The sequence below is a fragment of the Halostella litorea genome (assembly GCF_004785955.1).
In the GTDB taxonomy this organism is placed as follows: Archaea; Halobacteriota; Halobacteria; order Halobacteriales; family Natronoarchaeaceae; genus Halostella; species Halostella litorea.
In genome coordinates, this window is the sequence record NZ_SJER01000009.1 from 1 (window position 1) to 23,226 (window position 23,226).

Sequence of the window (23,226 nt, forward strand, 5' to 3'; positions counted from 1 at the left end):
AATTTGACGTCGTCTTTACTGACCGGCTTCGGGTTCGGGCCCGTAGCGTGGCGTGCCGCACCGCTGACAGCCCCACATTGGCTGCCCGGTCCATTCGTCATCGGGGGCAGCCTCGAAATCGCGAAATCGATGCTTAGTCTCCCGATCACACTCCCGACACTCGAGGTGAGTTCTGTTTGGGTGCTCGCGTTGTGGCTGTTCGGTATCGGTCTTGCCAACGGATTCCTGGAGCGCAATCGCCGGCACCAGCCAGAGGTCGTCGTCTGCGTCCTCACGTAGGCTTGCAAGACGCTCTTCGGAGTGAACCCCACTCCCGGTTTCCTCGTAGAGGACCGTCGTGTGCTCGCCGTCGTGACAGGACTGCGTCGTCTCTGTCCACGCCGTCCGCTCACGAGCAGCCGCGAGCAGCTGATTACCACATTCAGACGTGACCTGTGTCGCCGAGGGGAGCGAGGGCCACTGATCGACAAGCTGTGGGGCCGGTTCCTCGTCGAGATCATAGATTAGCTTGCAGTCATCGACTACTGGGTCATCATCTGCCCTCGCGAGGAGGGTGGCCGCAGCAGATCCCTTCCCGACGGCGCCGTAGAACGTCGACGCCTCGACGAGCAGCTGGATAACGTGGAGGAGAGTCGTTTCGGCAGTCGATGTGTCCTGATCGTCGGCTGCTTCGAGATGGTTCGTGAGACAGAATCGGCACTTCGACTGGCCAGCGGGGATTGACGCTCCACAGGAAGCGCACTCGGTCTCATCTGCTGTCGGGCCATCTGGATAGTCCGTGTCGACGCCACCAGAGCGTTGCCGCCGGGGCTCGCCACTACTACTGGCGAGTTGATCGTCGGGAACGTGGGTCGCTTCGCCGAGCGGTCGGAGGGCTTCGTAGTCGGCGTACTGGTCGGTCATAGAGTGATCTGGCCGTATCATGCTTCGTCTTCGGATTTAAACAATGGCTCTCACATCAATCAGCCTACAGACATACAAACGAAAATCAGCAGTGTGGGCGTTAGACAGCCAGTTCGTCCAGCGCATCGCGGTGGGTCCGCACGGTGACTACCGAGACGTTCGCAACGTCAGCGACGTCCGACTGGGTGAGCCACCGTCCGTCTTCGCGTCCGGCCTTGTACAGACAGGCTGCGGCGAACCCGGACGGCCGAACTCCCGTGGTTGCCCCGGTTGATTCCGATGCTTCTGCCAGCTGCCGAGCCCGCTGCCGGATTTGATCGGAGACGTCGAGCTCCGAGGCCAACTGCGGAACGAACGCACTGGGCGTCACCGGCTGGGCCGGCAGGCCAAGTTCCGTATTCAGCGTCGTGTATGCGTTCGTCACCCGCGATTGCTCGACGCGCGCCGACTCGGTGATGTCGTCGAGCGTTCGCGGCCGCCCGTTACACCGACACGCGCCGTAGACACTCGCGGCGGCCATCGCCTCGATCGACCGGCCCTGCAGGAGGTCCTCGTTCTGAGCGCTACGGAATAGTTGGCAGGCCTGGTCACGGGTCGTCTCAGATAGTTCGAGCGCACTACTGATCCGGCGGACTTCACTAAGCCCGTGTGCGAGGTTGCGTTCAGCTTTCGACTGAAACCGCCCACGGGTCTGTTCACGCCGCATCCGAGCGAGCCGCCGTCGCTTCTGTCCTGAGAGTTCGTTCCCGTTCGCATCGGTCCCGCGGCCGATCTCCGTCGATAACCCTCGATCGTGTCGTGCCGCCGTCAACGGAGCACCCGTGCGCTCCCGTTCGTCTACGTCGAACCCTCGCCACTCTGGCCCGTGGTCGATCCGCTGCTCGTCGATGACCAGGCCACAATCCTCGCAGATGGTTTCGACTGCGTTGGTGGTGACCCGGCCGTCGCACTCGGGACACTGGTTCGCACTCGATTCCGTTCGGACGTCTTCGTCAAAGCCAGTTTCGTAGATGTCTCTGGTTGCCATGGTTCTCACCGTGTTCAGGGAACTTGCCAGTACGGCAAGCCCCTCACCTATCGAGGGGTCAATAAACGCTACGCGGTGTCGCACTCAATACTTCCTTAGAATTTCTTATCGCGACCGTCGTTGAATCCTTCCGAATCTAAGTACTGTCGTTCCTCGTCAGTGGTCGTGGCTTCTTCGTAGATTTCGTCCTCGCGTCGCCATTTCAGCCATCGGTACCACAGTCCGCTTAGTTTCGCTTCTGACTTCAGGTCATGCCGCTTGACGGCGAGTTCTTCAAATCTGTCTCGAAGCCATTCCTTGTCCCGATTTCCGTCCTTCAAATCGAGCTCGATGAAATCTTTAATCTCGTCGTGAAGCTCTTGGTAACTCCGACCCATGTCGTGGAGCTTTTCTGCGCGCTGCCCCGGCTTCCGGTTTGCTTTTGCGAGTGAAATAGTGCCTACGAGGAGGGAGAGCGAAACCATGCTCCAGAGTGGGATGGTTCGCCAGGCTAATCCATAGGTGAGGATTGCGCCCATGATCGCGGTGAGGACTGCTGAACCGACGTCGATCCAGCCCCAAAAACTGGCGGCTGTATAGAATCGTTTGAAGTTCCAGAGGTTGCTATTCTGTTCCTCTAATGCCCGATTGTAGATCCGGTTACGGAAATCGAGATCAACGTCATCGTCATCCATCCAGCATCACCTTCGTTGTTGTCTAGCTGAAGTCGTCTCCGTGGACGTCTTGCAGCTTTTCTTTCGCCTCCTCGGTCTTTCCTTCTTCTTGAAGCTGCTTCGCCTCTTCTAGTTTCTTCTTGGCCGACTTCGCTTTTTTCGCGGCTTCTCGACGCTCGCTACGGCTCATTCCCTGGTCGACCCGTTCATCATAGACGGGCTCCTTTGTCTGGCTCTTGACCCGGTTGGGCAGGGTCTGGACAAATTCACGGGTCATTTCCTGGTAGGTGTCCGGGACCGGTTCACCGCGGCGGGCCTTCTCCTCGAAGTAATTGTAGACCATCGTCTCCATGTGGAATGAGCGCACGGGGACGTTGGTGGTCTCGGCCCATTTTTTCATTGTTCGGGTTAGCCCGGAGACTTTCCCATTGTGTGCTTGGTCCCGAGCATCGAACATCTGCTTGTACTTGCGGGGATTGGTGCCCTGCCACGACTGCCCGCCATGCGTATCCGGAATGGCATAACCATCGCTTGCGTCGGTGAACAGGCCGAACATCCCCCGTGGATGGTCCGCATGGGGCACCTCACTATAGTGAAAGGCCGGTGCGATCTCGATGGTCGAATCATGGTACTTGACCTGGACGACGTTCTGATCGACCTTCACCTCGGTCTGTGAGAACCGGGGGTCGTTCTCGATACGCCGCTTGATAGCATTCAGACAGTTGCGTGGTCCATTTTCCTGTTCGATCCATTGCCGGTGTTCGTCAGCATCGAGAACGATCATCACGTCAGCGTCCGAATCCTCGCTCAAGGGAGCCGTCATTGTGCCCCGCGTGTAGGACCCGATTAGTTGGCTGTCCTCTATCTCCATGTCCTCGCTCAGAATATCGACGAGCACGTCGCGCCGATCAGAGATCGTCTCTGTCTGACGGTCAGTGATCTCGGTTTCCTCGACGTGATCCTCGTAACAATCCTCGACTTCGTCCTTCTCCGGTTCCTCTTTGGACTCCGGTTCGGGATCGCCGGAAATGGCGTCATGGAGTGCTTGGCCAGCTCCGCCGGTGTCTCCAGGTTCGCGGCCGCTATGTGAGTACGTCTGTCCGGTGGAATTGTAGCCGCCCCCCATTTATGCCGTCACCTCCTCACTGCTCGACCAGGCCATAATCGGCATCTGTCCACGTCCGAGCGCACCATTGATGTTGGCCTCCATCTGTGTGTAGCGTTCCTGTGATTGTTTGTAGGGAATGTCGCGGAGCTGGACTTCGTCAATCCAGCGTTGGCCTGCAGCGGCCACGATCTGTGGTGGAAGCTGTTCCAGTCGATGCGTGGCTTGCAGGCCGATAAGCATCACTTGAAGATCGGGTGCTTCGGAGACGACGGTTCGCAGATCCTCTTGGAGCTGGTAGAACCCGATGTTCGCCGTAAAGTACTGCGTACCGTAGAACACGCAATATCGGGCCCCGAGATACTGAAAGACCTGGTAGCAGAGCCGGCGCTCATGCGGCGTCTCACCTTTCAGCAGAGGAATGATCCGGGTTTTAGCGCCGTAGAGATTGCTGGCCATCCAGATCGTTCCTTTGAGGCATTGGAGCACGTGCTTTCGCCGAAGCAGCGGGTCGTTCTCCTTGTAAACGGGGTAGTCGCACGGGATGTGAAAGTCCGGTTGGAATTGCTGGATCAACGCGAGTTCGTCGTCCCATCCGAGGTCGGAGAGCAGGCGGTCGTTGATCGTCGTGGTCGTAATGACAGTGACACGCTCTCCGAAATAGGACTCAGCTGTTTCTCCCTTGTTGACTAACGTTTTTACAGCGGTTATCCGAAGCAGCACTGTCAACTGGCGGGGGTGGTCATTGTGGAAGCGATCGTGGGCTTCCTGTCGTTCGATGAGTAAGACAGGCCCAGTTGGTGCTTCGTCTGTCGATGCGATGTTGAATCCCTGGTGATTTTCAGTGGGGATCTGGTGTTGTGTCATTGGTTAGATCACTCTCCGAGGAGCGTCGTCTGATAATGCGGGTCGATGAACCGAGAGAGGACGTTGTCCGCAACGTACTGTAACGCCTCTACCTGTTCCCGCATGGTCAGCGATTGTTCATACAGGATAACGATGCCGCGTTTATCGAACCCGACCGTGATTTCAGTACCCTCGTTTGGCAGCTTTACCTTGACCTTGGAGACGGGTTCGCCTTCGTACCGGTCCCAGAAGTCCGTGGCTTTCAGGCTGCGCCGGTCTCGGCCTGAGATTTGCTCTGGCTCTGAGGTCTGCGTCGGGTTGAGGTCTGCTTTGACAATGTCCGGCGCCTGTTCGATGATCTGCTGGAGCGTGCTTTCTTCGAAGTTGAGGGTTTCGAGGGAGTAGCCGGGGACGAAATTGGTCTCAAGGAACTCTTGGAGTTCGTTTTCGACTTCCTTGTTGCAGTTACCGATGGCAACGAAGTCACCGCCTAGGAACACAACGGGGTGTTTCTCTAGGATCTTCGTTTCGTGTTCACCACCTAGCGTTTCGTATTCAAACTCTCGTTCAATCGCGTACTCGAACCAGAAGACGTCAGTCGCTACGCTGTCTAACGTCTCTGGAAGTGTTCCCCGGCCTAAGTCCGCGTTTGATTCTCGGGCTGAGAGCTGTGCAACTCGATCCTCGACGTCGTCCGTATCGAGATCGTCGTGGGGTGTTGGTATCAATTTGTAACTAGGCATGGAATTCGCCCTCCTGCGCAATGCGGCGCTGCACTAAGGGTTTCACTGGGGCAGCCACCCGGTAAAACACGGACCGACCAGACTTCTCTTTCTCTAACAACGAATCATCGAAGAGATTCTGGAGATGGTACGAGATTGTGGACTTGTCCCGATCTAGGAGTTCGACCAATTCCGAAGGTCGACGTCCCTGCGGATGCCGGGCCAACAGCACATGTTTGAGGATTAGCACCTGTTTTTCCGATAACTCGTAGATACGTTCCGCTGCACCGTCTAGGTGGAGCGTCCGTGCAGCTGCATCAACTGCACCAACGTCACTAAGCTCCAGGTCGTTGAGAAAGGTCTCTTTTAGTGTTTCACGGAGGAGTTGATGGAACAGGCCGGGAATACCAGAACTGCACTCGTAGATACGCTGGTACAGATCTGTGGATACTTCGATTGGGGCTGTACTGAACGCCTGCATCGTCGCATCCAATGCCGCGATCGTGGTCGATTCATCTAGCGGTGAAAGCTCCACCACCTGTGAGACCGTGAGCGTGTCGTTGATCTCGTCTTTCACCATATTCCATCGTTCAGGCGTCCATGTCGTCACGACGAACACATCTGCAATGCGGCTACTAATCGTTCCCAGCGAATGCTCAATCCGCTTATCCTCCTCGCAATCATCTAATAGGATGATGGCCTTCTCCAAGTCGCTGAGTTCAGCAAGAACACCGTCCCAATATGGTTCGCTCTCCTCTGTATCCTCCTTGAATTGGGCCGCGGAATACTCTCGGGACGGTAATCCGGTTTCTAGCTGGTCCAGCATATGCTGGATAGTCGCAAGAAGCTGGGTTTTCCCGATACCGGTTACTCCGACAATAGGGATATGATGAGGTCCCTCTCGTCGAGAGAAAAACCCGAGGAACTCAGCGATCTCCTCAAGCTGAGCGTCGTGGTTGGGTGCGTTTTCCGGTTGCTCCCGGAAATACTGTGACACGAACCCTTCTGTCACACGGTCGGGGCGGATATCTTGGTCCTGTAGCCAGGCCTCGTAGTTGCTGATATCGCCCTGTTGCCCGCGTGCAAATGCTTCTTCGAATCGATGCTGCTTATCGGAATCAACCATGGATTTCGTACAGTACCCCTTCTATTCAAACTGTCGTACTCTCCCCAAAGTAATAAAACACTAGGGTCAGTAACACGTCTAATCACAGCTCATTCCGCAAACACACCACATCACAGACCCAATTTCGCACGGCAGGGGCGATTCACCCCACGGTTGTGGCTGCGCGCGCAGCGACCGCAGGGAGCGAGCACGGAGCGGAGGGTGGGGCGGCGGGGTCAGGGCCGGTCCGGCACACAGCAAAAAAAGAAGGCTGGGCTAACTGGCTATTTTTCCCACCACCGACCGCGCTCTGGGAATTCGATCCTCGACCAGCCCGTGATCGCGAGACTGCACCGGCCCTGGTACCAGTTCTTCTTGACCGCTCTGAATCTGACCGTCTGCCCCTCTCGAACCACCGTTTTCCCGCTCTTCTCCCAGACCGTGAATTTCGTGCGCCCGCTCTCGTCTTCGATGAGCCCGACTTGTTGAATTGAGTTGTCACTTGGAGCCCAGAGCTCAGTGATTTCACCCTGGACCGTCACTTCCCCGACGGGCACGTCCGGCACATCCGCGATGGGCACGATTGCACCGGGGACCGCCTTCTGCTCCTCCAACGTCTCCAGCACCGCCTTCGTCACGTCCTCTCCGCGCTGCACCTTCTCGGCCAACTGCTTCGCGACGACTGCTCTCGACCAGCCGCCCTGCACTTCGTCGCAGATCCGCATCGCCTGCTTGTTCACCGCTGCGAGTTCGTCTTGCGTCAGTTTCTCCCGTGGATCCGTGCGCTCCACCGGTTCGGGCTCATCCAGGCCACACTGCTCGACGACGACCTCCCGCGTCCGCTTCGCGCGTCCCTCCTGTTGACTGAGTTCCGCCTGGGCACTGATGTGCTCCAGCTCGGCTTCCCGGGCCTCGATTCGCTCCTCCTGTTCGAGAGTCTTCCCGAACATGTGATCCGGGCCTTCCTTGACCCGCGCATCTGGGTGGTTGGAATCGACTTTCGCCTGCACTTCCATGTCGACCGTCGCCCGGAACTCCGGGGTCTCGTCGACGACTTCGAACCCATCCTCGTCGACCTCAACTTCATCGTGTTTCTCGAAAGCCTGTTCATCGACCGAAACTACTTCACTGGAGACGTTCTTACTTGACATTGGAACTCACTGGTTCCTGAAGGCGCTCACGCGCCCGACACCGCGATGCTACAACATCGCGGATTTCCTCGACGACAACAACCGACAGAACCATCTGCGCGCTCTCGCTCGCGCCTTCGCGAGCGCCCTGTGGGCGCGAGCGAGAGCGCGCCCGAGGCGGACGATCATCCAGCACCGCGCACCGACCCGCCCGGAGCGAGCGGCCAGCGGGATATGCCCGCTCGTGTCCGGCCCGATGTGCGGGTCCGTGTCCAGGGCGACTGTCGCCGAGAACGCGCGCCGCAGTGTGGCGCGCGACAGCGCAGGCGGCACAAAGCGCTGGAACGCGAAAGCCCGCAAGGGGCGCAACCGACGGGGATACCCGCTGGCGCCGAGGGCACATCCATTTTAGCCCGGAACGGGCGCGGGCGGTGCGGAGAGCGCCCGCACGCCCGGAATGGTCGGTCGCGAGCGACGCGGAGGGCGGAACGCGGCGAGCGGGGCGGGCCATAACGGACACACCAGTCTAGCCGGCCGCGACACTCGGCGATCCAGCTACCGTCCTGGTGGACTCAGAAAGGGCGAGGCCGCCTCGGCCGTCCCCCGACCCCGCAAGCACCGCAGGCACGAGGCGCGCAGCGGTGGTCGCGGGATGCCGAGCGGCCGAGGGCTTTCAGAAACTGTATTTCAATCGTCGTGCTGCGCGTTCAATTCTGTCAGGAACTGGCCGGCTGCTGTCCCGATACGAACACCGTCGACGTTACGCATCTCGAGGTCATGCGTGGCAGTCCGAAAGGGGTGGTGGTCGACGAGAACGCGATGGATAACAGTTCGGACGGGGCCGGTCCCGTACCTATCGACGACAGTAGCCATCATCTCGTCGAGATGTGCGTCCCGGTGCTCCGTCCGGGGATGCTGTGCGCGCTCGAGGATGAGTTCGACCACGTCATCAACTGATGCGTGCTCGGGATTCTTGGTTCGTTCACAAACGTCGTAGAGAGCGTCGTTATCGGGCATTCCAAATCACTTCGAAGGATCCTCCACGGTGTCAGGGCTCCTTGAGCAATGAGCGAGCTCGCTGCACGTAACTGTTCGCGCCCCAGCTACGGGCGTCACTGATCGCATCGAGGAGCAGCCGCGCATCGGCAGCTGATAGGTGTTCAGCTCGAACGAGAACCGAGAGCAGCGTCGGTGTCGTGACGAGCCGAGTATCAGCGAGTGAGGCGTGGATCAAGCCAAGTTGGTTGAACTCGTCACAGAGGAAGAGCGTAGCATTGAGATCGTTCGCGAGCGTGACCGCCGCGTTTTCACCGTCATCGAGGGGGAACTCGGCATCGAGGTCGACCGACTGTGTCGTGAATGACTCTGTTTGGTCGAGGACGGCGGACGCGGCGTGTCCATGGACGTCATCGTACGAGGCGATCTCTTGGAGTTCATCGATGACCGCTGTTGGGACGACGACCTCGTACCGGGAGAGACAGAGTGCGAGTGGATCGGGGTCGTCGTCAGTAACGATCCCGAGACTCACGAGGGCGGAGGCGTCTGCGATAAGCCGCGACATCTAAGCGTCGGCGACCTCGTCGATGAAGTCCTCGTCCAACTGCTGTTTCAACACGCGGAGGTTTGCCGCCTCCTCGGCGCCGACGAGCGCTTTGAGTTGATCGAAGGTAATCTCATCGTCGTAATAGGCGGCAGCGATCTCTTGGGTGAGTGCGTCGTCGTGAGCGGCGTCTTGGAGGTACTCCCGAAGCGCGGTCACGAGGATATCTGTTCGGTCTTCCCCGAGGACTGCGGCCAGTGCGTCGGCCCGGTCGATGAGCCGATCGGGGGCCCGAAACTGCACGCGCTTCTTATCGGTGCTCATGATGTGTACATTGTGAGCCAACGCACTTAGCCGTTTTCGTGTGTACGATGTGAGCCTCACTCGGCTAAGCGTCACTCGGCCACGAGGTGCTCCGTGAGGTCGCGCGTCCAGTACGTCGCGAGCCCACCAGGGCTACAGCGAGCACACAGTTGGAGCGGCCCCTCGAGATGGCCGAGTTCGACGCGGAACCGGGTAAGTGCCGCGAGGGCGCCGACGACCAGTCCGCACCCGTCGCAGGCGTGGTGGTCGCGCTCGTCGGGATCCGACCGCGTCTGGGTGGCGCAGTCGACACAGATTGGGTGCGTCACCCGTTCGTCTTTCCCCCACGTATGCGCCTCGCCCATCGCTGTACCAGGCGGTGAATCGCAGAACCCACACCCAGAAAGCGTCTGTTGCATCAGTTGTCCTCCGCGTCGGCGTCGGTGGCGGCCTGCCAGCCACGATGGAACACGGCGAGCTGGGTGATCGACTTGAAGGGCTTGCTACTGGGCTCGTGGACGAGAATGCGTTGGTCAGGGATCGGCGCCACCACATCGTCCTCGACGAGGTCGCCAACGAGACGGCGGGCAGTCGCCTCGTCGATGTCCGCCGTCGCGACTCGGGACGCATCCCGGTCCTGTGCAACGAGTTCGGTTTCGAGCCGGTCGTAGTCGCCTGTCGTGTCGTCGATGATATCAGGTCCAGTCATGGAAGCTCACGCTCTGGACGCGCTTCGAGCGCGCCTCACGCCTCCTGGCGCCGATAGACACACCTGCGGTGCGGGCATGATGTCCTACGTCAGCTATCTGCCTCCAGCTAGCCGTTCCTGGTTGGAAGGGAGCATGACGCTACTCCAACACCTACTGTAAGCCACCCCTTGCTGTCGGTCTGTTAGAGTGCGATCACGAGCCCGGTCACGAGTGTCACGAGTCCGAGTGCCAGCCACGTCGTCCGCGCTGCAAGGCGCTGCCAAACCCGCCTCCCCAGCTGGCGGAGTTGATCACGGAGGGCTGCCCGCCGTTCTGTTTCGAGGACCGCGACTTCGTCGTAGTAATCGCGGCGCTCTGCGGGAAGCGTCCGGAGTGTCGTCTGGCACTCACTGCAGGTGTATTCGAACTCTGCACGGACGTGCTGGCGGCGGAATTCTTGCTCGCCGCTCTCGTCGTAGCCTGTGATCTCGTACACGAGGAGTTTCGAGACGAATCGACGGTTCCCGCACTCTGGACATTGGTTCATCCTGAGCGTTGGTGTTCCATCCTCGCTGCTCGTATCGTCTGGCCAGGATGTCTGTGACTCTGTGTCCTCGGTCTCTCGGGGTGGCCTCGTGTGGTTTTCTGACGGCGATGCACTCGCTGTCTCGGAGTTACTGAACGTGGACATGGGTTCACCTGTGACTGCACTCAGCTGACTCCAGGCTGGACACCACGGCGACTCTCGTGGTGGTGCCCATCGTGCTGAGCGCCGTCACCCTTGGTCGGCGCGATAAACGCCACTGCGGGGGAGTCGTCTAGTCGTCCCACAGTACTGCAATCCGGTCTTCGACCTCGTCGAGGACCAGTTGCAGGACATCACGATGATCGGTCGGCCAAGAGTCATCGTCACCAGGCGTCGGGGCGGTGGGCGGGGGATGGAAGTGGTCGCGCGTATTGTGGGGGTTCGGATGCCGATCCCATCGACATTCCCAGGTGTGCTCCGAATGGACCTCTCGATAGTGGATTGTGAAGTCGTCGTTCGTGTACCAGCGGACAGTCAGGGTTGCGTCGTCGACGGGCGCTGGGTAGTATGACGATGCAAAGACGACCTGAAGCTCGAGATGGCCGCTTGCATCCGTGATGGCCGCGTGGGAGACTTGTCCGGTGGCTTGGAGCCGTGTCTGAAGGAACTCAAGGATGGGACGATCGATGGGGGCAGGGCTCCCGCCATCGCCTGTCGGTGGCACCATCGAGCCGGCTACCCGGATGCCTGTTCGCGCTCGCCATCCGTGCGTTGCTGGCGTGCGCGCTCGTAGCGGGCACGCTCCTCGCGGGCGGTCGCCCAGTCGGCGAGGTCGCTGTACACGTCGTCGATGGTCCGTTCGTCGCTGGCTTCCGCGGCGGCGACGGCGTCGACGGCGGCCGGTGACGCGGCGTCGTACGCCTCCTCATACTCGGTGATGCGCGTCGTCAGCTCACGAACGCGGTCCTGGAGTTCCTCGACAGAATGGTCGGCTGCGAGCTGGTTGATGCGTCGCCACTCGAAGTACGCGTCATTACGCTCGTAGGTGGCTGGGTGGCCGTCGTGCCGGGTAACGATGCCGAGATCGTCGAACCAGCCCAGATACTTCCGGGCGGTCTTGGGGTCACAGTCGGCGCTGTCGGCGATCGCGCTCGCCGCCGTCGGCTCGCGGGTCTGCAGGATGGTGCCGTAGACGCGTTGTTCGACGTCGTCGCTGCTGAACGCGTCCTCAAAGGGAGGTGGCCCATCGGCGGCGTCTGTCTCGGACATACTCAGAATTGCAGGTCTAAGGATATAGTTCTTACTTCGAGGAATAGTTTCCCGAACAACAGTATCCTGCGATAGCCCCCATTTTGCGGCGAGATTGAGCGTAGTTAACCAACAAACAGCGCAATATAGCGAGAACGTTGGTTAATACTTCTATCTCGCGGAACCAGAACTCTCGAGGGAGGGCTTCTCGGATGAAGGTGATGCGGCGCTACTACTCGGACTGGCCACCGAAGAATCGACTCAACATAGAGGGTGATTCTGAATCGTCATCGGTCTCTCTCGCAGTACCGGAGTCTTCCTCGTGAGACTGCGCAGTCTCCCGGTCACGGGTTGCGAGTTCGTCGGTGAGCCGCTCGACCTCTGCTTCGAGAGTCTCGATCCGCTCCGTCTTCTGTTCGAGTGTTGCTTCGAGCTCGTCGACGCGCTCGCTCAACAGTCGGTTTTTCTCCGTCAGGTACGCACGACTCCGGTCTGCCTCGTCAGGTGTCCCGCCAGCTGTGACCTCGTCAGGTGTGCCGTGGGGATCTGCGGCGTCGTCGCCGGCGTCCGGGTTGTAGAACTCCGATGTGGTCGCAATCGCTCGCTCGATGGTCTTCTCGCCGTAGGTCGACCCGTCAGCGTAGTGAACCTCGTCCCATTTCTCGCGGTGGAGTCCCGACTGGCGGAACAGGTGATCCATCTGCGTCTGGTCGCCGCCGGTCCAGAATGCAAGCAAACAGCACAGCGCCATGTCGGCCTCGGACTGACTGTCGTAGCCGACCGTATTCCCGTTCCAGAGCCGCTCGAACTTCTCGCCGTTCGATGCGTTTCGCGCTTTTTCGAGGAGGTCCTCGTCTTCGAGGTCGACGTCGACGTCGGCTGCGTCGGTCGTCGGTGACCGGGCGTCAGTGCCATCACGCTGTTCGGACTCGGAGGCTGTGTCACGCTCTGTGTCCTGGACGTACTCGCGGTGAATCGCTGTGAGCGCGTCCTGCCGGCGTGCAACGCGTGTTGGTGTCCACTCGACGTGGTCGCCAGTGACGGTGAAAAAGCGTGCCGTGTCGTACAATTCGATGCTCCCGCGCCGGTTCCGCCCCTCGGGGAGTGCGCCAGTGATCAGGACGTGATAGCCGGTACCGGACGGTGACACCTCGGTGTAGGAGTCGAGTCGCTCAATGATGTCCAGCGCCGCGTCGTCGACGTCGTCTGTCTCGGGATCGCGGCAGTCGTCCAGATCGATGCCGACGATGGAGTCGTCGTCAGTAAACACGAACCCAATACCATCGGCGTGCTCTGTCTCGCTGTAGTCGAGTGCTGTCTCGAAACTCGCCCAGGTCTCCGACTCTGTTGCTGACGCGAACCCCCCAGCCCCTGGCGTCACCGGAATCTTCGTCGGTTTGCCGTCTCGCTCCTCCTCGCGCCAGCACACCCACTGGTCGCGTTCGCGTAACGTCTCCGGAATCGCCTCCGGCTCGTTGACGATGGGGTCACTCATCCTCACGTAGCACCTCGCATGGCTCTCACTGGCTCTGAGCCAGCACAGAACTCACTCTGCTGTACGTCGCGATCCAATCCCTTGGTCCCAACGGGGACCCCCCGTTCTATCCTAGTTGGTTGTTGGGTGGAACACCCGCTATAGCAGGTTAAAAATCGCTGGACGTGAGCGTGTTCCACCCATTTCGGCCGTTTCGTAGCTGTTCCACCCATTGAAGATTTGGGTGGAACATGCCGCAGCCGGGTGATTTCCGACCTTCGAGTTTGATTGGATGAGGTCATGATTCAGCTTGGGTGGAACAGGTCTCAAGAAGTCCCGATGATATCGGGAATTGGACCGTGTACGTCCATTTCATGGCTGAAAGTCCTCTTCAGACCGGATGCGGACACCAGTGTAATGCGGGACGGGTTCCCCGCCGATTCGCTTCTTCGTGGAGTCCACCTTGATGTGGGTGTTGAGCTTCCGGGTGAACCAGCTCTTATTCAGCGGATCGTCGATGCCGTGTGCCTCTGCCCAGTCGTTGTAGAGACCGAATACATCGTCTTTCGGCACGGCTTCATCCGCGTCTTCGACGAGATATTCGTCGACAAACGCTTCGAACGACGGTGGCGATTGGTCTTCCTCGACTGTCTCATCGGCCTGGTCGGTCTGACTGGGTGGTTCGTCAGCGGCCGCTGATTCAGGCGATGCGGGACGGAATGCCCCGTCAGTGATTGCTGAGAGTGGCCGCTTCTCACCGTCTTCATACACGACCGATTCCGCCTCATCGTGAAGGATAACGATGCCGTACGTCGAACGTGTGTAGTCTGGTACGGGGAGTTCGGCTTCGGGGACAAATGGCTTCTTGATGCGCACCCAGTCGTCCTCAAACGCCGATTTCGTCTCGTAGACGTGTTGCTCACCGTGCTCGTATACCACGTACTCGTCGGCAGCGTGGTCGTAGCTGTAGATGGCTGGAACACGGTCCTTCGAGAGTTTTTCAAGCGACGGGAGGCGGATGTGTTCCGTCCCGCTGGCATCACGAAGGACGATCTCGTCGCTATCACGCTGCCAGATGTTCTGGGTCCCGTTCTCGTCGTCGGTCGCCGGTCGCACGGCCGTCACTCCACCTTCTTCGGTCGCTCCACCGTTGAACGTGAGATTCGAGTCAGTCGTGTAGAACCGTGTCTCATCATTCTGGAGAGTACGGACGGGTGGTGTGAGAATGCCGTCGACACGCTCGGCCCACTCAGTTTCGTCGTTTCCTGGGCGAACGACAAACAGCGGGATATCCCCTGCTTCTTGGGCTTTCCGGAGATTCGTGAGCACCTTTGCGGGATTCTCGGGTGTCGTCGTTTCGACTTCGATGGCGAATCGGTCTGCAACGTCGGGGTGGCTCGCCCTCGCGTCAGGTTTCTCGCCGCCATCCTGTGTGAGGATCGAGACGGTGAAGCCGAGTGCGGTGAGCTCCTCTTCGATCTGGCGGAGTGCTGTGTCGTGGACACTCCCACCAGCGGCCTGCACGCTACCAGTATCGGGTGTCGAGACATCCTCTCCGGCGTCAGTGAGCCGGATGCGGAGCTCGTCGGCGTCGATATCGACGGTCGTATCGAGGTATCGTGATCGTTCTCGAATGTCCGCGAGGGCATCATACGATGGCGGCTCGGCGTCGACGTCGTCGAAGAGCCGTCTGAGTTCGTCGTCAACTGCTTCAACGGCCACCCAGCCGTTTTCCTCACGGCAGCCCTCTCGAAGCTGCAGACTCCGAACCACGTTCGCAATCGCGACGTCCAGGTCATCGCTCCCGATATCGAGCACCCCGTGTCCGTCGGTCGGTGTTCTCGTTGTTGAGGCGTCTGTTGCGGCCGGCACGCCGTGTTCGTCACTGATGTGCTCGTGCATCGAGGAGAGCGTCTCAGTGAACTCCTCCTCTTCACGCTCAGTGAGCGGGAATTCACTCTCGGGGTGGCCCGGTGGAATCGGGAGTGGTTCGAGACTGAACGGATATGGTCCTGTTTCACCGAACGTAGGGCTTGGCAGACTGGCGATCCACTCTCCGCGCGGCAACGAACGAATCCGATTAGCGAAATCTGTGGGGTCCATTTCTTCGTGGGCCATCGCTCGCGCCAGTTCCCGGTCGACGTTGATTTTCCCGATGAGTGAACTGCCGATGTTGTTCAGAGCGTTCAGGTAGATCTTCCGCCCACCTTCAGCCTCCATCTGTTCGGGGAACTGCATCGACAGGCCAACAGAGAGCCGGAATCCCCGGCCTTTCTCAAGGAGATCATTCATGATGTCGGAGACCACGACCGATGCTGCCTCGTCGACGAGCAAGTTCACGACGTAGTCGTCGGAGTGCTGGGAGAGGGCCTGTTTGCGGTCCTTGAGAGCTGCATCGAGATTGGTCAGGATCACACCGGTCATAATCCGGGCGGCGTCGTCGCGGAGGTCGCCGAGGTCGAAGAGAATGACCGTATCCTCGTCGAGGACATCTCGAAAGTCGAACTGGTTCTCGGTATTGTTGAAGATCTGCCGCAGGTGCGTATCCTGTGAAATGTACGCAAGGCGGTTTCCGACACCGCCCATCACGTTCGCGAAGGTGTTCGAATCTAACTGGAGCTGCCGTCGAATCGTCCGGGTGACTTCCTCGTCGCTCGACCGTGGAGCGTCGCCGATGTTCTCGTTCGGTGGCCCGGCTTCCCAGAGCTGGTCGACGACGTGTTCGAGCTGTCGGTGGGCGAAATAGTCCGTCGACGCTCGGTACAGCCCGTTCTCACGCCCGTATTCCTCGTCGAACAGTGCCTTGATGAGTGTCTTGATGAGAGTTGGGGCCACAGTCGCCCGCTCGTAGCGGTCGGTTCCCATCACGAGCTTCAAAATCTCTTCGTAGTGGTCGGCCTTCCGTTGGACGGCGTCTTCGCGGCGCCGTCCGCTCTCCATCGACGGTTCGAGATCGAAAAACGAGAACCCGGGGAGGACGTCCGGGATTGGGAAGTGGACGACGTTCTCTTCGAGGTCGGTCATTCCGAACCGACGCGCGTGAGCCCGCATATAATTCTGGGCCATATCGTCGTTCTTCGGGATGATGAGGATCGTCGGCCCCTCGGTGTTGTCGTACAGCGACAGCATATCGTTGATGAGGGCTTTCGACTTCCCAGAACCGGTTGTTCCGAACCGGCCGAAATGAGTGGGCAGCAGTCCGGGTGGAATGTGTGTCGGCACGTCTTCGGCCTCGCCGGTGTCGTCGAGGGCATACCCGATTGCCATCCCGTCTCGGAACTCACTCATGAGGTCTTGGTGCGGACGGGGCAACGGATTCCGACTCTGCTGTTCCGCACGCGTCCCACGTGTCCCCTCGACAGTAAGCTGTTCCGAGGAGGGGACGAGTACGAAGTTCGCGAGTTCTCGGCCACTCAGGACGAACTCCGGTCGAGTCGTCCCGCGGCCAGTCGTGATCTCACGATCCAAGAGCCGCTGCAGCGCCGCTCGTGCGTTTCGGTCTTTCGTAGCTGCCCGGAAGCCGCTGTCGCGTACCCGTTCGGCCGCAACCTCATAGTACGGCCCGTCAAGCGGGTCGAATACCGGAACAAGTGATTGCATTCGCTCATCGAGATCATCGCGACCGTCACCACCGGAGGGAATCCCGATTGCTCGGATGTTCGCGGTGAACGATCGCTTCGGATTTTTCGCCTCGATTGCCGCGACACGTTTTGCAACCGCGTCGCTAAGCTGGTTTCTGTCCCGGCTCTCCGGCTGATCGTCGAGTTCGAAGAGGGAGCCAATAATCTCCTGAGCGAGTGTGTCTCGTCCGTCGATGACGTCCTCCTTGCGAAGGTCGGCATCGGACTGCCAGCTCTCGTGTCGTTGGAAGACGACTTGGAACGCTACTGGTGCTGTCGCCTCCATCAGGTGGTCGACGAGCGACGCGAGCGCACCTCCTGGCTGATCGACGGCTGGGAGTTCCGCTTCGTCGTCGGCAGTAAATGGCGAGAGTGAGGTCATCCAGTCTTGCTTCCGAGTCGCCGACCCTTGCCACCGCACGCCGAGTGGGGAGACGGATTCGGTCGCTGGCCGTGCGAGTATCGTCCCCTCCGATGTTACCGTTGGTTTGGCAAGTGTCGTGAATGGCTCATCCTCGGGAATCGCATCTGGTGGGGCGAGTTCGAGGGCAGTATCGCCGATCTCGATGAAGTGGTCGGGAAACTGGTCGCCGACCGTTCCTCCATCCGCGACTGATTCGGCGTCCCCTGGCCCCGCTTGACTGTTGTCGTCAGTGCCACGTTCGTATTGCTCATCAGGACTGAACTCGTACGAGAGCTCGTCCGACTCATAGTGCTCGACGAATGTCTCGCGGTCGAATTCGACAGGCTGTACGAGTCGAGATGCGACGTCGACCTCGGTACGCTCGATGTCGAAGGTCCCGGGATAGATCGACCGGAGCCGTTTCTCCAGGGTATCCAGATGGTCGTCGGCACCGTAGTAGAATTCGACGGGGTCATCTTTCCCCTCGCTCAGCGCGAGAAATTCGAATCGTAGCGGTGTGTCGCTGTGTAGCGGATTGAGTGTGTCAACTAGTCCTGTCGAGTCCGTTGAGGTCAGTTTGTGGAGGCTCTCCAGTGCCTGCGGCAGACGCTCCGGATTGAGCCGTTCGGAGGTTGGCGTCACGCGAAGGTACTCACGCATCGTCGTCACCTCCCGCTGCGCCACCATCAGTCTCTGCTGGCGTCTGCTCAGGTGGGCGTTGTCCATTGTCGGTCGCTCGGCTTTCAATATCGTCTTGGAACGCCTGCACGTCCGCGTCCACGGCGTTCTCACCAGTCCCGGGGAGTGAGGCTCGCCGTTGCTCGGTTGGCTCGAAGTCGATGACCTGCTTCTCCTTGGGCATCGCTTTGACCTGGATCCCACGCCACTCGCCGTCGACGCCAACCAGTGCTTCGGAGAAGCCGGCGTCCTCGTTGCCCGGCACAGCATCCTGGACGAACCGCATCTGCGCGTAATTCAGCCCGAACTCGTCGGCCCACTCCTTGTCCATCCCGTCGAGGCGGTGGAACTGCTTGACGGCACACTGATCGAGGATCGCCTCGCTTTCGGCGTGCTCGAAGAACTCGTCGACGGTCTGGGTGACCAGCCGGATCGAGAGGTCGTGGTGGCGGTGGTGCCGGAACACCGTCTCGAGGAACGCCAGACTCGCGGCGTCCTGCATGATGTAGCGCGCCTCGTCGATGTAGAACACGACCTCCTTCTCCGAGACCTTCGCCCGTTCGTACACCAGCGAGATGAGTAGCTGCATCGTCAGTGCCGTGCTGCTGTCGACGCTGCCCTCCTGCTGGGCGAGGTCGAGGTAGATGACCTTCTCGTCCCGGATGTCGAAATCCGATTCTTGGCCGAGGTTGGCGTGGCGACCGTCGTCCTCGAAGGGGCGCAGCTGATCGAGGAGCCACGTCGCGTCCTCTTTGATCTTCCCTGCCTCTTCGTCGGATCGAACGACGAACTCCTCAGGGTCGTCGACCATGTCCTCGAAGACGTCCATCATATCACGGATGGTCGGACTCGGATTGCTGTGCGTCGAGATGTCGTCGGTGATGCCGTTGCGCTGGTAGGCACGTTTGAGGGCGAGTTCGAGCGTGGTGCGCCGGTCTCCCAGTGAGATGCCCCGGAGGGCAAAGAAGTTCGTCAGGAAGCTCATCGCGTCGTCGAGTTTCTCGTTGAACGGGCTCGCGTCCTCGCCCATCGCCCGCTGGACGTGTTCGGGCGTCTCCCGAATCTCCAAGGGGTTCAGCCCGAGCGTCCCGCCGACTGTGATCCGCTTGGCGTCGAGCGCCTCCGAGACACCGGCCCAGTTGTTCAGCGGCTCGAGGATGATGCCGATACGGTCCTTACTCTGCTCGATGGAGCGGATGAAGTTCTGCTTCGAACTGAACGACTTCCCCGACCCCGTGTCGCCGACGGTGAACATCGCGTACCCGTTGTCCCGCGCGAACGGGTCGATGACCACGGGACTCTGGTTATCTTTGTGAATCCCGAACTCGACGCCGCCCTCCTCGAGAATCGTCGCGTTGTGCGGCGAGGACAGCAACGCGCCGACGGCGCCGCCGAGCGCAATCGATGTCCGCCCGAATTCGTTGTCGCCGATGGGCGCGGCGGATTGGAGGGCGAGATCCTGCCGACAGATAGCCGTCTTCGGCGTGAGGTTCGCCGGGTCGTCGCGGAGCGCGCTCTTGACCGTCTGGACGGCATCTCTGAGTTCGTCTTTCTCGTCGGCCCGCACGGTGATGAACATCCCTTGGTCGAAGACGTTCGCGCCGTTCTCGACGGCCTTGTACGTCGCTGCGGCCTCGTTGGCGCGCTCTTGGAGATAGGCGCTCCGGATACTCTGTTCGAGGTCAGCATCGACCTGGAGGTCGTCAGCGATGTCCTGCAGTTCGTTCCGGGCCCGCTCCTGATTTTTCGGCGTGATGTGGGCCGTCAGATCGAACTGGACATCGGTCATCTCGAAGAGGTCGCTCAGATACCCGTCGTTGGGATAGTCGGCATAGTTAGCGATGTAGAGTGTCGTCGTCCACTGTTCGCCGACCCGTGCGGCTCGCGTTTCCCACTCGACAGCTCCGGGAGCGGTGACGGTCTTGTGCGACTCGGAGATGTCGTCGAGGAGCTTGCGTTCGGCCTCGCCTTCTTCGAGTGTCTCCTCGTCGAGGACATCGGTAAAGTCCACGTCTGGTTCATCATCCGCAGTGAAGCGGTCCCAGAGGTACTTACTGCCGACGCCAAGGCCGAGACCCACTGCAAGGGCTAGTACTGCACTCTCTGCTGGTGTCAGGTTCTGGAGCCACCCGGCGACGGAGCCAAGCGCGCCACCACCGGTCTGGAGGGTCACGTTACGCATCGTGTGGATCCTCCCGGCGCGAGTGGCCGATGATCGATTGGTCGCGAACCACACGCTCCGCCTCGTCGTAGTCGTGTTCGCGGCCGTTCCAGAAGTCCATATTCAGAACGAACAGCTCGACCGTGCTGAGTCGACGTGCGGACCACCCCGACGCCTGCTGGATGAACTCGGATCGCACGTCGTTCACGCGACTGTCGAGCTTCTCGAACATCTGCGCACGACGTTCGACGTCGGTAAGGTCCTCGCGGCGGGTGACGAACGGGTTGAACAGGAACCCGATGACGGGGAACTGGGTCAGCTTCTCTGCGGGGGTGCCCTCGTCGCGGAAGCGGTCGTAGACCTCTATCGGACTGACTTCAACGCCGATGTAGTACCGGACCTGCTGAATACCCCGGTCACGCATCTCCTTCGGCCGTGTCTCTCGGTACTCTTCGAGGAGTTCCCGGAAAATCGGGTTCTCCGTGACGTCTTCGTCCGTGAGTCGATCCTCGATGGTCTCGGTGATCTGCTCGACCGGGAAGGAACGGGTTGTGGCGTGGAGTTTGAGCTTCGAGTCCAGCTCTTTGTTAGCGAACTCTTCGCCGGCGTCCTGGAGCTGCGCCCAGTCGTCGGACATCGCGAAGTCCATGTTGGCCGGATCGATCTCGATAAACGCCTCCATCGCGCCGTCTTCACGCTGGATGGCACCAGCACCCGGCCACGCCCGCTTGATGTTCGTGAGGTCCTGCGTTCGCTCGTCCGGCTTGAACGGCGTGTAGTTCGCGAGTCCGCCTTCGTTGCGCTCTGACTCGTTGGTACTCGTGTCGGCGTCGGCGGGCGCACTGAACGTGATCTGAGGTCGCTTGAGGTACCGATAGACGTCTTTGGTCCACGTCCAAGCGTTCAGGTGGGTTGGTGAGACGTAGATGACGGCAACGCCAAAGCCAAGCCCGCCAGCGACGAACGGGAGGGCAAGCGACTCGATCCCGGTGAGGCCAGCGATAAACAGCCCAATAATTGGGAAGGCGATGAGCATGCCGACGTCCCCTTCCTCAATATTGAGATACGGGATGCGACTCTCCTCGCCGAACTGATCCATGATGCGCCGTGCGGCCGCGTCTTGATCTGCTGACATTGTTAGTGGATTCCTCGATCAAACTCCATCCCACGGTCGTCACTCGCCGATTCCGCTGTCGCACCACCTGGGTCATTCTCTGTCCGACGGTACGATGGCGTGTCGCCATCGTTTCCTCCATGCCCACCGCGGGCAGCCGCTTTTTGCGCGACGGCATGACCGGCAGCGGCTTTCGGCCCCCACCGAGCGGCGGTCGTCGCGACGCCGGCGCCACCGACGTAGGCTCCAGCGGCGACACCGCCAACGAGTGCTGCGCCTTTCGTCGCACCGCCGACGACTTTGGCCGTCAACGGGGTCGCGTATTTGAACGTCTTCCACGTGATGTAGAGGGCGACCAGCGGAAGAGACGCAGCGACGAGATATTTGAGGAATGCTGTTCCTGGTGTGAGCGTTCCACCGCTGTAGATCAAATCGTATCCCTTGAGGACCATCGCAGCTGGGAGCGGGAGGACAGCCAACGGGACAAACCGTTTGCAGAATCCCATCGCGATATCGGATACGACCGGAATGTTTCCGTAGGCCAGTGCAAATGCAATCGGCATTCCGTACAGGTAGACATAGAGCAGGATCATCCGGATGTAGAACAGCGCCTCCAGCGCCCACATCGAAATTCCACCAATCACGGCGAACAATAGCCCCAGTCCTGGGTTTGTGATGGCTGCACCCAAGAACTGAAGCATTGCCGAGGCTACGGAGGAAAGCTCCGGCATCAGTGCAATGGTGAACCCGTCGACGAGGTAGAGCGCAAGAGTTCCAACCCAATACCACGTAATGATTAGAAAGGCACCGACCCAGGCCGTCTTCTTCGTTTTTCGGGCTTCGTAGGTACTTCCAATATTGAAGATTCGAACCGTGTGACGCCCCTGGACGCTCATCACGAGGAGCAAAAGAGCGACCAGCATGATTTCGCCGCCGATGAGAGCATCGTGAATCGCTGGCCAGGGTGCGTTGGTTGGTTCACCGAAGACAAATGCTCCGTTCGTCTCTGGGGTCGGAGTTCCGAACATCCCCTCCGACAGAGTCTCATACCCCGACCTGAGACCGTCGATAAACAGCCCGATGAACCAATCAACGACGCCTTTGATACCCTCAAGGACGACGTCAATGAGATCAACCATCGTCAGGCCTCCGTGATCGTGACCTCACAGTCAGTCATCTCGTCAGACCCGGAATACTGGACATCGTAGGTATTCGTGACCCGATTGCTACTGACTTGAGTCTCGACGATAACCGTGAACTGCCCGCTGTTACCATCCGGAGAACACCCCATTCCGTCCTCACTCTCTGAACCGAACGGGAACGAATTACTGAACAGGTCGGCTGTCTCGCCAGGGGAGACTACTACCCGGTCTGTTTCGTGCATTCCACTGCCTCTGGGGTTCTCAATTGGATTGGGAACGTCCCCGGAGAAGATTAGTTCAGTTATCGCTTCTGGACCGCTTCCTGTGTTCTCTACCGTGACGAATGCCTCGCCATTCTTGATCCGGTCAGTCTCGCTCTCACCATAGACCTCATCCCACGGCTTATCTGGATTATTCCGATAGAGTCCGACATCCTGTATCTGGATCTCTGGACGCAGTTCAGTCGTGGTCTCGACTACTGTCTCCTCGCCCTTCAGTGCGACAATCCGGTACTCACCGGGTGCATACGCGGTGCCAATCTCGAACGAGACCTGTTGAACCCCTGCGGCTACGTCACGCTTCCCGAATAGTTCTCCATTCGGTTGGATGAGGTTGACTTTGTCGACGTCTGCGTCTGCAGAGAGTTCGACGACGAGTGTGGTTCCCTCGACAGCGATACGCGTGAGTGGGCCGTTGCCATCTGGAGAGGTCGTTCCGTCACCAGGCGTCCCAGAACCGCCATTGTCGTTCAGACAGCCCGCGACGCTCACGAGGGCAGCACCTGCGACTGTTCGGAGGGCGGTTCGCCGACTGATCTGTGGGTGGTTTCTAGTCATG

Annotated in this window: 22 protein-coding genes; all 22 read right to left on the reverse strand. The window is 59.7% G+C overall.

From position 1 onward, the window contains the following. Positions 1 to 15 precede the first annotated feature (15 nt). The 22 genes from EYW40_RS18515 to EYW40_RS18625 all read right to left on the reverse strand — a co-directional run bounded on the left by EYW40_RS18515 (position 16) and on the right by EYW40_RS18625 (position 23,225). The gene (locus EYW40_RS18515; protein WP_135823099.1) at positions 16 to 903 is read right to left on the reverse strand and encodes a biosurfactant protein 1; all 888 of its coding nucleotides are present in this window, start codon (positions 901 to 903) and stop codon (positions 16 to 18) included. Positions 904 to 1,003: 100 nt separating this feature from the next. Continuing rightward, complete coding sequence (locus tag EYW40_RS18520; RefSeq protein WP_135823100.1) at positions 1,004 to 1,930, reverse strand: transcription initiation factor IIB; 927 nt, start codon at positions 1,928 to 1,930, stop codon at positions 1,004 to 1,006. A gap of 95 nt (positions 1,931 to 2,025) precedes the next feature. Then, on the reverse strand, positions 2,026 to 2,604 hold the full coding sequence (locus EYW40_RS18525; protein WP_135823101.1) for a hypothetical protein: 579 nt from the start codon (positions 2,602 to 2,604) through the stop codon (positions 2,026 to 2,028). A 22-nt stretch (positions 2,605 to 2,626) separates the two neighbouring features. Beyond that, a complete protein-coding gene (locus tag EYW40_RS18530; protein WP_161973253.1) occupies positions 2,627 to 3,709 on the reverse strand; it encodes a CBASS oligonucleotide cyclase in 1,083 nt (360 codons plus the stop codon). After that, on the reverse strand, positions 3,710 to 4,555 hold the full coding sequence (locus tag EYW40_RS18535) for a hypothetical protein (protein WP_135823102.1): 846 nt from the start codon (positions 4,553 to 4,555) through the stop codon (positions 3,710 to 3,712). An 8-nt stretch (positions 4,556 to 4,563) separates the two neighbouring features. Continuing rightward, a complete protein-coding gene (locus EYW40_RS18540) occupies positions 4,564 to 5,277 on the reverse strand; it encodes a hypothetical protein (RefSeq protein ID WP_135823103.1) in 714 nt (237 codons plus the stop codon). Then, positions 5,270 to 6,382, reverse strand: a complete 1,113-nt coding sequence (locus EYW40_RS18545; RefSeq protein WP_135823104.1) for a winged helix-turn-helix domain-containing protein — start codon at positions 6,380 to 6,382, stop codon at positions 5,270 to 5,272. The genes EYW40_RS18540 and EYW40_RS18545 overlap by 8 nt, the downstream gene beginning before the upstream one ends. Before the next feature lie 263 nt (positions 6,383 to 6,645). Further along, positions 6,646 to 7,512 carry a DNA-binding protein gene (locus EYW40_RS18550; RefSeq protein ID WP_135823105.1) on the reverse strand — a complete coding sequence of 289 codons (867 nt, stop codon included), beginning with the start codon at positions 7,510 to 7,512 and terminating at the stop codon, positions 6,646 to 6,648. Positions 7,513 to 8,178: 666 nt separating this feature from the next. Continuing rightward, positions 8,179 to 8,508: a DUF8158 family protein gene (locus EYW40_RS18560; RefSeq protein WP_135823106.1), complete on the reverse strand. Its 330-nt coding sequence runs from the start codon at positions 8,506 to 8,508 to the stop codon at positions 8,179 to 8,181. A gap of 31 nt (positions 8,509 to 8,539) precedes the next feature. Next, positions 8,540 to 9,052 carry a PIN domain-containing protein gene (locus EYW40_RS18565; RefSeq protein ID WP_135823107.1) on the reverse strand — a complete coding sequence of 171 codons (513 nt, stop codon included), beginning with the start codon at positions 9,050 to 9,052 and terminating at the stop codon, positions 8,540 to 8,542. Next, a complete protein-coding gene (locus EYW40_RS18570; RefSeq protein WP_092635685.1) occupies positions 9,053 to 9,355 on the reverse strand; it encodes a hypothetical protein in 303 nt (100 codons plus the stop codon). It lies immediately after the preceding gene. A 71-nt stretch (positions 9,356 to 9,426) separates the two neighbouring features. Next, a complete protein-coding gene (locus EYW40_RS18575) occupies positions 9,427 to 9,753 on the reverse strand; it encodes a DUF7558 family protein (RefSeq protein WP_135823108.1) in 327 nt (108 codons plus the stop codon). Continuing rightward, the gene (locus EYW40_RS18580) at positions 9,753 to 10,043 is read right to left on the reverse strand and encodes a DUF8069 family protein (RefSeq protein WP_135823109.1); all 291 of its coding nucleotides are present in this window, start codon (positions 10,041 to 10,043) and stop codon (positions 9,753 to 9,755) included. The genes EYW40_RS18575 and EYW40_RS18580 overlap by 1 nt, the downstream gene beginning before the upstream one ends. 182 nt (positions 10,044 to 10,225) lie before the next feature. After that, positions 10,226 to 10,714: a hypothetical protein gene (locus EYW40_RS18585; protein ID WP_237560649.1), complete on the reverse strand. Its 489-nt coding sequence runs from the start codon at positions 10,712 to 10,714 to the stop codon at positions 10,226 to 10,228. Positions 10,715 to 10,841: 127 nt separating this feature from the next. Continuing rightward, positions 10,842 to 11,276: a toxin-antitoxin system TumE family protein gene (locus EYW40_RS20480; RefSeq protein WP_135823110.1), complete on the reverse strand. Its 435-nt coding sequence runs from the start codon at positions 11,274 to 11,276 to the stop codon at positions 10,842 to 10,844. An 8-nt stretch (positions 11,277 to 11,284) separates the two neighbouring features. Continuing rightward, on the reverse strand, positions 11,285 to 11,818 hold the full coding sequence (locus EYW40_RS18595; RefSeq protein ID WP_135823111.1) for a DUF7342 family protein: 534 nt from the start codon (positions 11,816 to 11,818) through the stop codon (positions 11,285 to 11,287). 211 nt (positions 11,819 to 12,029) lie between these two features. Further along, on the reverse strand, positions 12,030 to 13,292 hold the full coding sequence (locus tag EYW40_RS19755) for a phage NrS-1 polymerase family protein (protein WP_161973254.1): 1,263 nt from the start codon (positions 13,290 to 13,292) through the stop codon (positions 12,030 to 12,032). Positions 13,293 to 13,643: 351 nt separating this feature from the next. Further along, entirely contained in the window at positions 13,644 to 17,954 is a 4,311-nt protein-coding gene (locus EYW40_RS18605; RefSeq protein ID WP_135823158.1) for a primase-like DNA-binding domain-containing protein, read from the reverse strand. Continuing rightward, positions 17,947 to 20,154, reverse strand: a complete 2,208-nt coding sequence (locus EYW40_RS18610) for a VirB4 family type IV secretion system protein (RefSeq protein ID WP_135823112.1) — start codon at positions 20,152 to 20,154, stop codon at positions 17,947 to 17,949. Before EYW40_RS18610 ends, EYW40_RS18605 begins: the two co-directional genes overlap by 8 nt. Further along, positions 20,147 to 21,268 carry a TraC-like domain-containing protein gene (locus tag EYW40_RS18615; RefSeq protein ID WP_135823113.1) on the reverse strand — a complete coding sequence of 374 codons (1,122 nt, stop codon included), beginning with the start codon at positions 21,266 to 21,268 and terminating at the stop codon, positions 20,147 to 20,149. The genes EYW40_RS18610 and EYW40_RS18615 overlap by 8 nt, the downstream gene beginning before the upstream one ends. A 2-nt stretch (positions 21,269 to 21,270) precedes the next feature. Beyond that, the gene (locus tag EYW40_RS18620; RefSeq protein WP_135823114.1) at positions 21,271 to 22,386 is read right to left on the reverse strand and encodes a TrbL/VirB6 family protein; all 1,116 of its coding nucleotides are present in this window, start codon (positions 22,384 to 22,386) and stop codon (positions 21,271 to 21,273) included. Between the two features lie 2 nt (positions 22,387 to 22,388). Continuing rightward, a complete protein-coding gene (locus EYW40_RS18625) occupies positions 22,389 to 23,225 on the reverse strand; it encodes a hypothetical protein (protein ID WP_135823115.1) in 837 nt (278 codons plus the stop codon). Position 23,226 lies beyond the last annotated feature (1 nt).

Coding starts and splice junctions, on each gene's coding strand:
- EYW40_RS18545 (WP_135823104.1), bottom strand. CDS start 6,382: ATGGTTGATTCCGATAAGCAGCATCGATTCGAAGAAGCATTTGCACGC.
- EYW40_RS18560 (WP_135823106.1), bottom strand. CDS start 8,508: ATGCCCGATAACGACGCTCTCTACGACGTTTGTGAACGAACCAAGAAT.
- EYW40_RS18515 (WP_135823099.1), bottom strand. CDS start 903: ATGACCGACCAGTACGCCGACTACGAAGCCCTCCGACCGCTCGGCGAA.
- EYW40_RS18605 (WP_135823158.1), bottom strand. CDS start 17,954: ATGCGTGAGTACCTTCGCGTGACGCCAACCTCCGAACGGCTCAATCCG.
- EYW40_RS19755 (WP_161973254.1), bottom strand. CDS start 13,292: ATGAGTGACCCCATCGTCAACGAGCCGGAGGCGATTCCGGAGACGTTA.
- EYW40_RS18615 (WP_135823113.1), bottom strand. CDS start 21,268: ATGTCAGCAGATCAAGACGCGGCCGCACGGCGCATCATGGATCAGTTC.
- EYW40_RS18530 (WP_161973253.1), bottom strand. CDS start 3,709: ATGGGGGGCGGCTACAATTCCACCGGACAGACGTACTCACATAGCGGC.
- EYW40_RS18575 (WP_135823108.1), bottom strand. CDS start 9,753: ATGCAACAGACGCTTTCTGGGTGTGGGTTCTGCGATTCACCGCCTGGT.
- EYW40_RS18595 (WP_135823111.1), bottom strand. CDS start 11,818: ATGTCCGAGACAGACGCCGCCGATGGGCCACCTCCCTTTGAGGACGCG.
- EYW40_RS18550 (WP_135823105.1), bottom strand. CDS start 7,512: ATGTCAAGTAAGAACGTCTCCAGTGAAGTAGTTTCGGTCGATGAACAG.
- EYW40_RS18535 (WP_135823102.1), bottom strand. CDS start 4,555: ATGACACAACACCAGATCCCCACTGAAAATCACCAGGGATTCAACATC.
- EYW40_RS18620 (WP_135823114.1), bottom strand. CDS start 22,386: ATGGTTGATCTCATTGACGTCGTCCTTGAGGGTATCAAAGGCGTCGTT.
- EYW40_RS18565 (WP_135823107.1), bottom strand. CDS start 9,052: ATGTCGCGGCTTATCGCAGACGCCTCCGCCCTCGTGAGTCTCGGGATC.
- EYW40_RS18520 (WP_135823100.1), bottom strand. CDS start 1,930: ATGGCAACCAGAGACATCTACGAAACTGGCTTTGACGAAGACGTCCGA.
- EYW40_RS18580 (WP_135823109.1), bottom strand. CDS start 10,043: ATGACTGGACCTGATATCATCGACGACACGACAGGCGACTACGACCGG.
- EYW40_RS18610 (WP_135823112.1), bottom strand. CDS start 20,154: ATGCGTAACGTGACCCTCCAGACCGGTGGTGGCGCGCTTGGCTCCGTC.
- EYW40_RS18540 (WP_135823103.1), bottom strand. CDS start 5,277: ATGCCTAGTTACAAATTGATACCAACACCCCACGACGATCTCGATACG.
- EYW40_RS18525 (WP_135823101.1), bottom strand. CDS start 2,604: ATGGATGACGATGACGTTGATCTCGATTTCCGTAACCGGATCTACAAT.
- EYW40_RS20480 (WP_135823110.1), bottom strand. CDS start 11,276: ATGGTGCCACCGACAGGCGATGGCGGGAGCCCTGCCCCCATCGATCGT.
- EYW40_RS18585 (WP_237560649.1), bottom strand. CDS start 10,714: ATGTCCACGTTCAGTAACTCCGAGACAGCGAGTGCATCGCCGTCAGAA.
- EYW40_RS18570 (WP_092635685.1), bottom strand. CDS start 9,355: ATGAGCACCGATAAGAAGCGCGTGCAGTTTCGGGCCCCCGATCGGCTC.
- EYW40_RS18625 (WP_135823115.1), bottom strand. CDS start 23,225: ATGACTAGAAACCACCCACAGATCAGTCGGCGAACCGCCCTCCGAACA.